Here is a 13,541-nt window from a genome sequence, read left to right as displayed (position 1 = left end):
TTTGTAAAAAAGAGGCGTATGGAAACCACGGCAAAACCATCCTTTGGAGAGATAATAAAAGGCCACAAGCCCGTATTGGTGGACTTCTCGGCCGAATGGTGCGGCCCTTGTAAGATGATGCCGCCGATATTGAAAGAAGTAAAAGACAAAATGGGCGACACCGTCACCATCCTGAAATTGGATATCGATCGCAATCCAACCGTCGCCTCCGCCTACGGCATCCAAAGCGTACCCACGCTGATCGTGTTCCGCGACGGCGAGGTCAAATGGCGCCAAAGCGGCGTCCTCCGCGCCGACCAGATCAAACAAATCCTCGACGGCGTGCTATCTTCCCAGTAGCCCGGCATCCCCCAGCCAGTCATAAAGCCGCTGCGGCCAGTCCGCAACACCACCGGTATTGCCTGTCCGGAATCCAAACCCGTGTCCGACATAACCATATAAATGCAGTTCGGCCGAAACCCCCTCCTGCTTGAACCGGACAAACAGTTTCGCACACTCTTCGGTGATATCCGCACAATCCTCATACCCCCCGCAAATAAAAGCCGGCGGCGACCGCTTCGTCACGGCAAACCGATCAGGATGGCTGGGGTACACAAGCACCTGGAAATCCGGGCGCGACGGATTCCGGTCGATCGCATCGCCGGTCACCAGCGGCGGCTTCTCATAACGCGAAGCCGCAAACGCTGCCAGCTCCCCGCCCGCGGAAAAACCCATCACCCCGATCCGGCCCGCATCGATCCCCCACTCACCCGACCGGTGGCGGACCATCCGGATCGCCCGCAGAATATCCCCCAGGGCATGCTCCTCCACCGAATACGTCGAACCCGGCTCCCGCCCAAGCCGGTATTTGAGCACAAAGGCCGCCACCCCCCGCTCGCTAAGCCATTTCGCAGGGCGATGACCCTCGTGATCGATCCACAGCTCACGATGACTCCCGCCCGGGGCAATGATAATGGCCGCCCCCGTCGCCCGGTCCGCCGCCGCGGGATAATAAACCATCGCCGGCCGGTGGATATTCGTCACCAGCCGCTCGTCACCGGACATCCGGACCTTCTCCACCGGCGCATCCGCCGTATCGGGCCACAATAAAAAGCCCTCCTCCGTCGGATGATCCAGATACTGCGGCGGTGAGAATTTTCCTCTTAACTTGTTGATTAACCGTTTCATTCTGCCCCAATTTTATGAACATTTTTTATATTTCCGTGTTACCTTTACAAAAAACCCACCCCCCCTCACCCAACCCGCCCGGCTCCCCGTACTTCAAAAACAATAAAACCAACTCATGAAGCACGTTATAACCGTTCTCTCCGTCATCGCCATAACTTCTTTCTTCTCCCGGCTCAGCGCCCAGCAGATCGCGCTCGCGCCGGTCCTCACCGACTATTACAACATCAAAGATGCCCTCGTCGCCGGCGATGCAAAAGCCGCCGCCGAAAAAGCCGCCGGCCTGGTGACGGCGCTCAGCAGCGTCAACATGTCCGCCATCCCCACCAAAGATCATATGGCCTTCATGTCCCTCCAGGATAAACTGGCCCTTGACGCCCGGCATATCTCCGAATCCACCGACCTCAGCCGCCAGCGCGAACACTTCGCCGCCCTCTCGGCAAACATGGCCGCCCTCGCAAAAAAAGCCACCCTCTCGGTCCAACCCGTCTATCAGGAATATTGCCCCATGAAGAAGTCCTCGTGGCTCAGCAGCGACACCGCCATCAAAAATCCCTATTACGGCAGCAGCATGCTCACCTGCGGTAAGGTCACCGGCACCCTGAAACCCTAACCGCCGCATGAGAATTTCTGTCATCGGCCTACTGCTCGCGCTAGGCATCACCGCGCATGCCCAGATGCACCCGCACACCGTCATCTACAATTTATACATCACCGACACCACCGTCAACTACACCGGCCACCCCCGCCACGCCATTGCCGTCAACGGCTCACTGCCGGGCCCCGTCCTCGAATTCACCGAAGGCGATACCGCGGAGATCCATATCCACAACGAAATGATGATGGAAACCTCCGTCCATTGGCACGGCATCATCGTCCCCAATCGCTACGACGGCGTCTCCTACCTGACCTCTTCCCCGATAAAACCCATGTCCACCTACACCGCCGTCTTCCCCATCGTCCAAAACGGCACCTACTGGTATCACTCGCATACCATGCTCCAGGAACAGGTCGGCCTCTACGGCGCCATCGTCATCCACAAACGCCCGTCAGCCACGCAAACCAGACAGGCACCCCCAAACGCCGGAAAACCATCGCCCCAATCCCCGCAGGCGTCCCCGCACGAGCAGGTCCTCCTCCTCAGCGACTGGACCGACGAATCCCCCTACGAAGTCCAACGCAGCCTCCACTTCGCCACCGACTGGTACGGCATCCGCAAAGGCAGCGCCCAGGACTATGCCGCGGCAATAAAAGCCCACCATCTGAAAACAAAACTCATAAACGAAGCCAAACGCATGCTCCCCATGGACGTCAGCGACGTCTATTACAATAAATTCCTCGTCAACGGCCGGCCCGAAGGGACCGCCCCGCAATACAAACCCGGCGACAAGATCCGCCTCCGCATCATCAACGGCAGCTCCTCCACCTATTTCTGGCTCCAATTCGCCGGCGGCAGGATCACCGTCATCGCCAACGACGGCAAGGACGTCGAACCCGTAGAGGTCGACCGCCTCATCGTCGGCGTCTCCGAAACCTACGACGTCCTCGTGACCCTGCCCTCGAGGTCCCGGATCGCCTCCGACACCTCCGTAGGCGCCGCGGCCGACAGCAGCTACGCCTTCCGCGCCACCGCCGAAGACCGCACCGGCTCCACGACCCTCTGGCTCGGCGACGGCCCAAAAAACAACCTGCCGCCCCTCGCCAGACTCAACTACTTCGAAGGCATGAACATGATGAACGGCATGATGAACGCCAGCGGCGGAATGAAAAAAGGAATGGAGATGAAAATGGCCAATCAAACCATGGACATGAACAGCGTCATGTACCCCGATGACCCCGGCACACCCCTCAACTACGGCATGCTCCGCTCCACCCGCAAAACAACTCTTCCCGCAAACGCCCCCGTAAAGGAATATCACTTCAACCTCACGGGAAACATGAACCGCTACACCTGGACCATCAACAACAAAACGCTCTCCGAGACCGACAAGATCCTTATCCGCCATGGCGACAACGTCCGGATCATCCTCTACAACGGCACGATGATGCGTCACCCCATGCACCTCCACGGCCATTTCTTCCGCCTCCTGAACGGCCAGGGCGACTATGCCCCCTTGAAAAACGTCGTAGACATCATGCCCATGGAAACCGACACCCTTGAATTCGCCGCCACCGAAAGCGGCGACTGGTATTTCCACTGCCATATCCTGTATCATATGATGAGCGGCATGGGCCGCATCTTCCACTACGAAGACTCACCCCCCAACCCCCAGGTCCCCGACCCGCAACAGGCGATAAAGAAAGTCTACAGCGATGACCGCGAGATCCGCCCCATGGCCCGCATCGGCCTCGAAAGCAACGGCAGCGACGGCGAAGCGCAACTCGCCAACACCCGCTACCGCTTCCAAACCGAATGGCGCATCGGCACCAACTCGCGCAGCGGCTATGAAAGCGAAAGCCACCTCGGCCGCTATCTCGGGACCATGCAGTACTGGCTGCCCTATATCGGCTGGGATTTCCGCTACCGGAACCCCCATGCCCCCGAGAAAAATCTCTTCGGCCAGACCGACACAAAAGACCATCGCAACGTCTTCTGCGTCGGCCTCCAATACACCCTGCCCATGCTCCTGGTCGCCGACGCCCGGCTCGACACCCGCGGCAAACTCCGCCTTCAGCTCGGCCGCGAAGACCTGCCCGTCACCAGCCGCCTGCGCTTCAATTGCATGGTCAACACCGACAAGGAATACATGCTGGGCTTCCGCTACATCATCACAAAATACTTCGGACTCTCCACCCACTACGACAGCGACATGGGCTATGGCGCCGGCCTCACTATTAATTATTGATTGCGGGGTCGTACCTTGTGCTTATAAAATGGCAAGCCATGTCTAACCTCAACTACATCTTCCCCTTTTTTATCGTAGAGCACGTGCAGCAGTCGGTTGCCTTCTATGTCGATAAGCTCGGATTCGAGGTCCGGTATACAGGCCCTGCCGACGATCCTTTTTGGGCTATCGTTGGCCGCGATAATATTTCAATCATGCTAAAGGCGATCGCGCCGGAGATAAAACCGGTGCCCAACCATACCCGTCATCCATGGGCACCCTGGGACGCCTTCGTCTCTACGGCCGACCCGGACGGGCTATTCGAGGAATATCGTTCCCGCGGGCTGGCGTTTCGTCAATCCATCATGGATAACCATGACGGATTGCGCGGATTCGAGTTGGCAGATGCCGATGGATACGTGCTGTTCTTCGGCCACCCCAGGGAGTAACGATCATTCTATCTTTTCGGCTCGATCAGATCCCACAAATTCCCGTATAGGTCCGCAAACACCAGCACCGTCCCATACGGCATCACCGCCGGCTCCCGCACCACGGTAACCCCCTCTGCCACCAGCCGCGCATGATCCCGCGCGATATCATCCGTATGTAAAAAAAGAAACACCCGTCCGCCCGTCTGATTGCCTGCATACCGCATTTGCTCCGCATCCGCCGCCTTCGCCAGCAGCAACTTGCATCCTGCCGAAGATGCCGAGCCCGCCGCATCCGCCGAAGGCGCCACCACCACCCACCGCTTCGTCTCGCTAAGCCGCGTATCCTCGATCAACACAAATCCAAGCCTGGAAACATAAAAAGCGATCGCCTCATCATAATCCCTGACGATCAGCGATAACTGCGCAATCTTCCGATCCATAAAAAAGTTTTGAACACTAAAACTATCGCATTTGTCGCGAAATCCCTTTTTATTGTCGGGATCACCCCTCGCGCAAGAAAAACAGAATGCCCAACTTTACAGAAGAAAATAAATAGTCATGAACACCAGCAAACAAGAACTCGCCGTACAAGCCAAACAAACCGGCGTCGCCATCCTCGATACGATCGGAACCTTCACCGACGAACAATTCAACACCCAACCCGCCTATGGCGGCTGGACCGCCGGCCAGGTCGCCGAACACCTCCTCCTCTCGGCCGGCGTCGTCGAAGTCATCGCCGGAAACACCGCTCCGACCACCGGCCGTCAACCCGGTCAGCATCTGCCTGCCATCGCCAGCGTCTTCCTCGACTTCAATACAAAATTACAATCCCCCGATTTCATCATCCCCGCCGATGGCTACCACGATAAACAACAACTCCTCAGCAAGACAAAGCTCGTCTGGGACAAGATAGGGGAGGGGATCCGCCGCCTCGACCTCACCGTCACCTGCCTGGACTTCGAATTCCCGACCATGGGCCCGCTCACCCGCCTCGAATGGCTCTGGTTCTATGTCTGGCACACCCAACGTCATCTGCGCCAGCTAAAGAATATCCACTCGGCCACCACCACCGCCACCACGATCACCCAATAGATGATCCGCCGCCGCCGCCCGATCACCCTCATCCCATCCACCTGATCCCGGGCCGTCGTCAACTGCCCCAGCAACAACTCCAACTCCCGTTGCTGCAACCCCGCCCGTTGCCCGTTCAGATCCTCCAGGCTGCGGACCTTCTCCTCGAGATTCCGCACCTGCTTGTCATAGTGCACCGACAGCTGCGTCGTTATCGTCTCCACCAGCCGCGCCTTCGAGTGCTGCAGCTCAGCCACCGTTTCGTTATAGAGCCGGTTAAGGTACTGCCCGAATGCCGTCGGCGTGATAAATGCCTTGTCCGCCACCTTCTGCACCAGCGGAGTGTCTTCCTTATGCCCGATTGCCGTCACAAATAGCGGTTCCAGCTCCAGGCAATAAGCGGCCAGATCGGGACTGTTAAAAACTTCCATATTCTCACCCCCGCCCCTCGAAAGCACCAGCAACTCGTTCTTCTCCCGGTCGTTGTACCTGCGCAGAGCCTGAACGATCTCCGCCTCCGCGGATAGATTGATCCGTTCGTAAGCAATCTCATAAAAACCGATCGCCTCCTCCAACGCATGACTGATATCGCTGTCGATGATCGCCGTCTTCCCGATCAATATCCGGATCCGCACCATCTCCTCATTCACGATCCGTCCTTTCAAAAAATTGTCCACATCCCCAAAACCAAGCGCCGCCTTCTTCTGCAACACCTCTATCGCCCGCACGTCTTTCTCCGAATACGTATTGGCCGTTTGCTGCAGCAACTGCGTCATCACGGCATGCACCTCGATCCGCCCGCCGTTAAGCACCACCCGCTTGGTGATATACCCATAAAACTCGATCGTCTTGTTATTCGTCAGCCCATTGCGCAGCAACGCCGGCACCACCAGCGTCAGCACCGCCTCCGTCGTCTCATCCTTCAACGTGTCATAAAAAAAGCCGGCATAGGTAACCCCCCTGCCGGCCAGATAAATGCCCTTTAACAAAATGATCTTCTTCGTCGCCGATGGCGCCAGCACACTATTGAACAGATGCAGCAGAGATGCCGGTGTATAGCTGATATCCTCGGACACACCCTCCATTTTTCCTGCTAATTTACTAATTTTATTGGAAGTGTTCCGCTAAATTCCTTACCATCTCTTTCCAGCCCCCATCGATAAGATTCAGACTTCCCTTCGGATCACCCGCAGCAGAATAGCGATCAGCGCGATCACCAGCAAAATATGAATGATCCCGCCGGCATCGTAGGCAAAATAACCAACGGCCCAGCAGATAACAAGAATGACGGCGATGAGATAAAGAAGGTTGCCCATATAGTGTTGTTTTAAGGTTAGTCTATCTTATGTAAAAAACCTGCCAGCCCAAAAAACCGCCCCGATGCGCTCATCCTTCCGCCGACTGGGGAAATCCCTGCCCAGCCCTTGTACCCAAAATCGGCTCTTTTGTATCCTCAATCCCTCCATTGGTCTTCCCTAACATTGCTTTAACGCGAGGTCATCCTATCCTTGCGCCATGAAACCCAAAACACTAACCGGGCTGATAGCGGCATTCCTGTTTCCCCTGCTGTCCATCGCCCAGATCCGCCACACCATAAGCGGAACGGTCCGGGACTCCTCCTCAGGTGAAACCCTAATCGGGGCCAGTATCGTCCTCCTGGAAAAGACCCATTCCGCCCAACTCAGTAACTCGTATGGATTTTATTCGCTTAGCGCTCCGGAAGGCCGCTACCGCCTCATCGTCAGCTTCGCCGGCTTTCGCAACGACACCCTCGCGGTAAACCTGGATCATGATCTCAGCCTGTCCATCCAACTCGCCCCTGGCTCTCCCCAACTGCAGGAGGTCGTCGTCACGGGCAACCGGAATACCAGTAACGTGACAAAGCCGCTGATGGGCGTCCAGAAGCTCTCGGTCAACGAGATCAAGGATATCCCGGTCATCTTCGGCGAGAAGGACATCCTCAAGACGATCCAGCTGCTGCCCGGTGTACAGTCGGCCGGTGATGGCAGCAGCGGGTTCTACGTCCGCGGCGGCAGCGTAGACCAGAACCTGATCCTCCTCGACGAAGCCACCGTATACAATCCCTCCCATCTGCTGGGGTTCTTCTCCACCTTTAACTCCGATGCCATAAAGGATGTCACCCTCTACAAGGGCGCCATCCCCGCAGAGTTCGGCGGCCGGCTGTCTTCCGTCCTCGACGTCAGGATTAACGACGGCAGTGATAAGGGCTACCACGCCAGCGGCGGCATCGGCCTCATCTCCTCCCGCCTCGAAGCGGATGGCCCCATCGAAAAGGACAACGGCTCCTTCGTCGTAAGCGCCCGGCGAACCTATGCCGATCTCTTCCTGAAGCTCTCCAGGGACAGCAACACCAATAGCAGCAGCCTCTACTTCTATGACATCAACGCAAAAGCCAATTACAAACTCGGCGCGAAGGACCATCTCTTTCTCTCCGGCTACTTTGGCAAGGATAATCTCGGCCTCGGCAACACCTTCGGGCTGGACTATGGCAATGCCACCGCCACCCTCCGCTCGAACCATATCTTCAACAGCCGGCTCTTCTCCAACACCTCCCTCATCTATAGCAAATACAACTACGATATCACCCTCAACTCGGGCAACAACGACATCGCCATCACCTCCTATATAAAGGACCTTCATTTCAAAGAAGATCTGCAGTATTACGCCAATGCCGGCAACAAGATCAACTTTGGAGTGGATGTGATCCACCATACCACCTCGCCCGGCGTCATCACCAGCACCGATCAATCCAGCTTCAACGATCTTACCATCCAAAGCAGATACGCCCTGGAAAGCGCCGTATATTTTTCCCATGACATTTCCCTCGGCGAAAAAGTGAACATCAACTACGGACTCCGCGCCGGCCTCTTCACGGTCCTCGGCCCCGGTGATTTCTACACCTATGATTCCGCCGGCAATACGCTCGACACCACAACGTACCGCTCCGGTCAGAGCGTGAGGAATTACTTCAACCTCGAACCCCGCTTCTCCATGAGCTATAAGCTCACGGACCTCTCCTCGGTCAAGCTGGCCTATACCCGCACTACCCAAAACCTGCACCTCCTGTCCAACTCCACCTCGTCGAATCCCACGGATGTATGGATACCCAGCAGCAACAACGTAAAACCCGAGGTCGCCGATCAGGTTTCCGTTGGGTACTATCGCAATTTCGCCAACAACAACTACGAATTCTCCACCGAAGTCTATTATCGGGACATGCAGAACCAGATCGATTATAAGAATGGCGCTCAGTTGGTCGCCAACGAGAACGTCGAATCACAGCTCATCTTCGGCAAAGGCCGCTCCTACGGCGCCGAGTTCTTCATAAAAAAGAAGGTCGGCCAATTCACCGGCTGGATCAGCTATACACTTTCCCGCACCGAGCGTCAGTTCGCCGGCATCAACAACAATGCCTGGTATCCCGCCAACCAGGATCGAACGCATGACATCTCCATCGTCGGCATCTACAAGCTCAATGACAAATGGACCCTCTCCGGCGATTTCGTGTACTACACCGGTAACGCCGTTACCTGGCCCACAGGAAAATACGATGTCAACGGCCAGGTCGTATGGCTTTACACACAGCGCAACGCCAACCGGATGCCGCCCTACAATCGCCTCGACCTCAGCGCTACCCTGCAGGGAAAGAAGACAAAGAAGTTCGACAGCAACTGGAACTTCTCTATCTACAACGCCTATGGCCGGCAAAACCCCTACAGCATCAGCTTCCAGCAGGACCCCGGCGACGCGTCAAAGACCCAGGCCGTCCAATGGGCCCTCTTCCGCTGGGTTCCCTCCATCACCTATAACTTTAAATTCTAATCGACCATGCGCCGCATAATACCCTGTCTCATCCTGATCCTCGGCTCTTGCCAGAAGGTCGTGCACCTGAACCTCGAAACCATTCCGCCGCAGCTCGTCATCGAGGGCAACATTACCGATGGGGCCCTCCCCGACACGGTGAAGGTCATGCGCTCGGCGAATTTCTATGCCGGCAACACTTTCCCCGGCGTCTCCGGCGCCACGGTCACGATCAGTGACAACACCGGCGTCAAAGAGTTTCTCACCGAGATATCCACCGGCATCTACATCACCCATACCCTCCGGGGAACACCCGGGTACACCTACGATCTTTCGGTCACCGTCAACGACACCAGCTACTCTGCAACTTCGACCATGCCCCAGCCGGTTCCCCTGGATTCGATCACCTTCACCACCTCCACCCGGTTCAGAAACGGCCAGATCACCGCCATCGTCAATTTCCAGGACCCGCCCGGAGTGGCCAACTATTATCGCTATGAAGAACATATCAACGGAGGTCTCTATACAAAGGATTTCTTCTTCTTTGAAGACAGGCTTTCCGACGGCCGGTATATCCAGGATAACCTGCGGACCGACAGCATCAGCCTCAACCACGGCGATCTCCTGCAGGTAGATATGTTCAGCGTAGATAACAACGACTACACCTATTTTTCCGAGCTCTTTCGCTCCACCTCCACCGGGGCATTCGGTACCAACGCCTCACCTGCCAACCCCTCCACAAACATCAGCAACGGGGCCTACGGATATTTCAGCGCCCATCCGGTCCGGTCAAAATCCGTGATCGTTCCTTAACTTGCGACAGGACATGTTAAAGTTAAACCGCTTCTATACCGTTCTCTTTCATACCGCGATCTGGTCGGTGCTGATCCTTTGTATCTGGCTCTGGCGCCCCAGCCAGCCGCAGCCGAGGAGCCTGTCCTTCGTACCGTTGAGCGGGGGATTGCTTATTTGGACCGGCCTGCCATTCATCGGCCTTTTTTATTTGCACGGGTATGTGCTCATCCCGCTCTACCTTTCGCGGAAGAAACGGTTGCTCTACTTTACCTATACCTTTCTTGCGCTCATCGTGGTTATCGCCCTCTCGGGACTGATGCCCTTCATCGGCACCCAGCCGCCGAACGGGTACTATTTCAGCATGCGGCGCATCGCCCCGGGCTTCTTCTTCCTCATGGCCAGCGCCAGCGTCGGCGCCTGGCGGGAGAACGCCAAGCTCGAGAAAGCGAAAAAAGAAAGGGAGACGGAACTGCTTCGCCTCGAACTCTCCTTCCTTCGCGCTCAGGTCAACCCTCACTTCATGCTCAACGTGCTCAACAGCATGGCCCTGCTCGCCCGGCGCAAATCCGACCTGCTCGAACCCGTCCTCCTCGAACTGGCCCGCCTCATGAACTATATGCTCTACGATGCCGGAAACGGGAAGATCAGCCTCGAAGACGAGATAAGCTATCTTCGCGCCTATATCGACCTTCAGCTGCTTCGCTTCGGCGACGACGTAAAGGTCTTTTTCAACACCCCGGAGGTGGTCACGCAACGCAGCATAGAACCCATGCTCTTCATTCCTCTCGTCGAGAATGCCTTTAAACACGGTATCGGCCTGGTGACCGACCCGGTCATCACCATCGGGATCCACGCCGGTGATGACAATCGCGTCTGCCTCGTCGTGGAGAATAAATACAATCCCCTGGTCCGGCAACAGGGCGCCCGAAGCCAGGGCATCGGCCTCAGCAATCTGCGCAAAAGACTGGATCTGGTATACCCGGGTGACTATGATCTCCAGTCCGTCGACAACCGCTCGGCCGCGGTATCGGCAAAGGACAACCGGTTTGTCACCACCCTAAATATCCCGCTCCAATGATCAGATGTCTCGCCATAGACGACGAAACCCCCGCCCTGGATATCCTCGAAGACAATATCCGGCAGGTGCCCTTTCTGCAACTGATCGGGAAATGTAAGAACGCCTATGCGGCCCTGGAAGTCATGCACAAAGAGGCGGTCGACCTCCTCTTCCTGGATATCGAGATGCCCGGCATCAGCGGGCTAAGCTTCCTCAAAAGCCTGGCTAATAAGCCGATGGTCATCTTCATAACGGCCTACCGGAACTACGCTGTGGAAGGATTCGACCTCGACGTCCTGGACTATCTGGTAAAACCCGTTTCCTTCGATCGCTTCCTGAAAGCCGCGGGCAAAGCCCTCGAATACCACGGGTTCAAACAAAAAGAGGATAGCCCGAATAGCAACTACCCGGACTACCTCTTTATCCATACGGAATATCAGCTGACAAAGGTCTTCATCCACGAGATAACCTATATTGAAGGATTGCGCAACTATATTCGTATCCATCTTGCCGGTTCCGCAAAACCCCTGCTTTCCAAGCTAAGTCTCAAAGCCATCGAAGAAAAATTGCCTCCGGGCAAATACGCCCGGGTACACAAATCCTTTATCGTGCTGCTGGACAAGATCAGCTCTATCCGTAACGACATCATCCGCATCGGCAACCGCGACATTCCTCTGAGCCGCTCCTGCCGGGAAGAATTTTTCAAAAAAATAAACACCGGGATCTAGCCCCCGACCGCCTCCCCCGGTCCTCCGCCGGCGCCTATTCCACTTTCTCCCGCGCCGCGGCCGCATTGCTGTTCGTCTCGGCGATCTCCGTCAGCTTCTGATCCGCCGCCTTCTCCTCGACCAGCGTCTGCTGAAGCAGGTTCGCGACATCCGTCTGCCCCATCGTCTTGGCCAGCTGCACCAGCCCTCCATAGGTCGCGATCTCATAATGCTCGGCCTTCTGCCCGGCAAAGATCAAACCCACATCGCGCTGTGCGGTCTCATCCTCCGTCTCGTCGATGATGTCTTCCCCTTCCTTAATGATCCCCTTGATCGCCTGGCACTCCTGCGTGTCGGCTTCCTCGTTCATCATCCGAAACGCCTGCTCGATGCGCGTGACATGATTCCGGGTCTCTTCCAGGTGGTTGTTAAAGGCCTCCCTCAGCTCGGCCGAATGCGCCGCATCCGCCATCTTTGGCAAGGTCTTTACCAACTTCTGCTCTGCCCAGTAAATGTCCTGTAGCTGCTCGATGAAGAACTCCCGCAACCGGGATTGTGTTTCTGTCGAAGTTGATGTTACTGTTGTCATAGTTGTAAGTTTAAAAAGGGCTGCCGCAGAAATCGCGCCACCCGGCCCGCCTTCCCCGGCCATGGCATGGTTTATGCCCGCCGTTCGCTGTCCCGCTTTTTTCCTCACAACACATACCAATTGGCCCCATCGGTCTGTAGACTCACTGTCGCTCCCGATGCAATGACAAGACTCGACCCGGAAGAAGTCCCGATAATCGATCCGCTGGGCGTTGTCAGGGTCATCGTATTGGCCGATCCCGAAGTAATATTCCGAACTACGAACTTTTTACCCTGTCCCCTGGCTGTTACTGTGGGGTCACCGGGAGCCGGCAGCGCTACCGAAAAACTACCGGCGGCAGCATTACCAATGATCGTCGCATCTTCCGCCGTCAGTGTGGTGGCCGCGGTGATGGACCTGACCATCACACTGGAGAAATTATCCCAATCCGTATACGTGGGAGTTGGCGATGACGAGCCGAGCACGTATTTGACATCGATCGGCCCGCGGATGACGTTGTCTTTGTAGATCGTGTTGTAGCTGCTGGTCATATTACTGAAATGAATGGAATGCCCCGCCTTGTTTACCTTTCCGAGGATCAGCGTATTCCCGGTAACCAGCGCACTGTCGGCGTCATTTATATTCAGCACGTCCAGATCGCTCCCGTTAAGCGTTAAGGAATCGGCAATGACCGTATTGTTGGTAATATTGGGATATTGAGCTCTCGTGGTAGTTGTACTGTTATAACCCTGGACATAAATTGCATAATGTGGGGTCATGGCGGAATTGGTGGTCATCTGCACGATGTTATCCTGAATTTGCCAGCGTTTGAATTGATAATTATAAGTCGTAAAGGCATATTCCAGGATACCCTGGGTCGCGTTGGTGATCATATTACCGGAGATGACCGAATTCTTTGCCTCGCTGCGGATACCATAGTTGGTGGTGGCCGGTGTGGTCGGGCTGCCGATGGAAACAGAGCCGGCGGGGATCGCGCAATCCACGATATTGTTGGCGATCACGACGGGCCGCGTCGAGGATGAATCGGTGTAAGGACTCACAAAGATCAACTCCTGGCCCATATTCTTCAGGATGTTCCCC

Annotated in this window: 15 protein-coding genes; 9 read left to right on the top strand and 6 right to left on the bottom strand. The window is 56.1% G+C overall.

Annotation, left to right across the window (positions count from 1 at the left end; genetic code table 11):
- Window positions 1-18 precede the first annotated feature (18 nt).
- The gene (gene trxA, locus VGM48_RS02605) at window positions 19-339 is read left to right on the top strand and encodes a thioredoxin (protein WP_331576153.1); all 321 of its coding nucleotides are present in this window, start codon (window positions 19-21) and stop codon (window positions 337-339) included.
- Here trxA and VGM48_RS02600 read toward each other — a convergent pair.
- Window positions 325-1,167, bottom strand: a complete 843-nt coding sequence (locus tag VGM48_RS02600; RefSeq protein ID WP_331576152.1) for an alpha/beta hydrolase — start codon at window positions 1,165-1,167, stop codon at window positions 325-327. The two genes, trxA and VGM48_RS02600, sit on opposite strands and share 15 nt — an antisense overlap.
- 115 nt (window positions 1,168-1,282) lie before the next feature.
- Here VGM48_RS02600 and VGM48_RS02595 point away from each other — a divergent pair, with 115 nt between their 5' ends.
- Genes VGM48_RS02595 through VGM48_RS02585 form a run of 3 tightly spaced genes read left to right on the top strand, consistent with a single transcriptional unit; the run spans window position 1,283 to window position 4,438 of the window.
- Window positions 1,283-1,777: a DUF3347 domain-containing protein gene (locus VGM48_RS02595; protein ID WP_331576151.1), complete on the top strand. Its 495-nt coding sequence runs from the start codon at window positions 1,283-1,285 to the stop codon at window positions 1,775-1,777.
- A gap of 7 nt (window positions 1,778-1,784) precedes the next feature.
- Complete coding sequence (locus tag VGM48_RS02590) at window positions 1,785-4,010, top strand: multicopper oxidase domain-containing protein (protein ID WP_331576150.1); 2,226 nt, start codon at window positions 1,785-1,787, stop codon at window positions 4,008-4,010.
- A gap of 38 nt (window positions 4,011-4,048) precedes the next feature.
- The gene (locus tag VGM48_RS02585) at window positions 4,049-4,438 is read left to right on the top strand and encodes a VOC family protein (RefSeq protein ID WP_331576149.1); all 390 of its coding nucleotides are present in this window, start codon (window positions 4,049-4,051) and stop codon (window positions 4,436-4,438) included.
- Between the two features lie 8 nt (window positions 4,439-4,446).
- Here VGM48_RS02585 and VGM48_RS02580 read toward each other — a convergent pair whose 3' ends face one another.
- The gene (locus tag VGM48_RS02580) at window positions 4,447-4,860 is read right to left on the bottom strand and encodes a VOC family protein (protein WP_331576148.1); all 414 of its coding nucleotides are present in this window, start codon (window positions 4,858-4,860) and stop codon (window positions 4,447-4,449) included.
- 118 nt (window positions 4,861-4,978) lie between these two features.
- Here VGM48_RS02580 and VGM48_RS02575 point away from each other — a divergent pair, with 118 nt between their 5' ends.
- Complete coding sequence (locus VGM48_RS02575; RefSeq protein ID WP_331576147.1) at window positions 4,979-5,512, top strand: DinB family protein; 534 nt, start codon at window positions 4,979-4,981, stop codon at window positions 5,510-5,512.
- Here the strand turns inward: VGM48_RS02575 and VGM48_RS02570 are convergent.
- Both VGM48_RS02570 and VGM48_RS02565 read right to left on the bottom strand, forming a co-directional pair.
- A complete protein-coding gene (locus VGM48_RS02570; protein WP_331576146.1) occupies window positions 5,449-6,576 on the bottom strand; it encodes an exodeoxyribonuclease VII large subunit in 1,128 nt (375 codons plus the stop codon). The genes VGM48_RS02575 and VGM48_RS02570 overlap by 64 nt on opposite strands.
- Window positions 6,577-6,657: 81 nt before the next feature.
- On the bottom strand, window positions 6,658-6,807 hold the full coding sequence (locus tag VGM48_RS02565; RefSeq protein WP_331576145.1) for a lmo0937 family membrane protein: 150 nt from the start codon (window positions 6,805-6,807) through the stop codon (window positions 6,658-6,660).
- A 199-nt stretch (window positions 6,808-7,006) separates the two neighbouring features.
- Here VGM48_RS02565 and VGM48_RS02560 point away from each other — a divergent pair, with 199 nt between their 5' ends.
- Genes VGM48_RS02560 through VGM48_RS02545 form a run of 4 tightly spaced genes read left to right on the top strand, consistent with a single transcriptional unit; the run spans window position 7,007 to window position 11,893 of the window.
- Window positions 7,007-9,334, top strand: a complete 2,328-nt coding sequence (locus VGM48_RS02560) for a TonB-dependent receptor (RefSeq protein WP_331576144.1) — start codon at window positions 7,007-7,009, stop codon at window positions 9,332-9,334.
- Between the two features lie 6 nt (window positions 9,335-9,340).
- Window positions 9,341-10,126: a DUF4249 domain-containing protein gene (locus VGM48_RS02555; protein ID WP_331576143.1), complete on the top strand. Its 786-nt coding sequence runs from the start codon at window positions 9,341-9,343 to the stop codon at window positions 10,124-10,126.
- 13 nt (window positions 10,127-10,139) lie between these two features.
- A complete protein-coding gene (locus tag VGM48_RS02550) occupies window positions 10,140-11,186 on the top strand; it encodes a sensor histidine kinase (protein ID WP_331576142.1) in 1,047 nt (348 codons plus the stop codon).
- Window positions 11,183-11,893, top strand: a complete 711-nt coding sequence (locus VGM48_RS02545; protein ID WP_331576141.1) for a LytTR family DNA-binding domain-containing protein — start codon at window positions 11,183-11,185, stop codon at window positions 11,891-11,893. Before VGM48_RS02550 ends, VGM48_RS02545 begins: the two co-directional genes overlap by 4 nt.
- Before the next feature lie 34 nt (window positions 11,894-11,927).
- Here VGM48_RS02545 and VGM48_RS02540 read toward each other — a convergent pair whose 3' ends face one another.
- The gene (locus tag VGM48_RS02540) at window positions 11,928-12,461 is read right to left on the bottom strand and encodes a ferritin-like domain-containing protein (protein ID WP_331576140.1); all 534 of its coding nucleotides are present in this window, start codon (window positions 12,459-12,461) and stop codon (window positions 11,928-11,930) included.
- 104 nt (window positions 12,462-12,565) lie between these two features.
- On the bottom strand, window positions 12,566-13,541 hold a 976-nt coding region (locus tag VGM48_RS02535), incomplete at its 5' end, for a hypothetical protein (RefSeq protein WP_331576139.1).

Origin of the sequence: Puia sp., from assembly GCF_036500295.1 — a bacterium.
GTDB lineage: Bacteria > Bacteroidota > Bacteroidia > Chitinophagales > Chitinophagaceae > Puia.
Note: the sequence above shows the minus strand (reverse complement) of the source record. Positions and strands in the feature narration are given on the sequence as shown.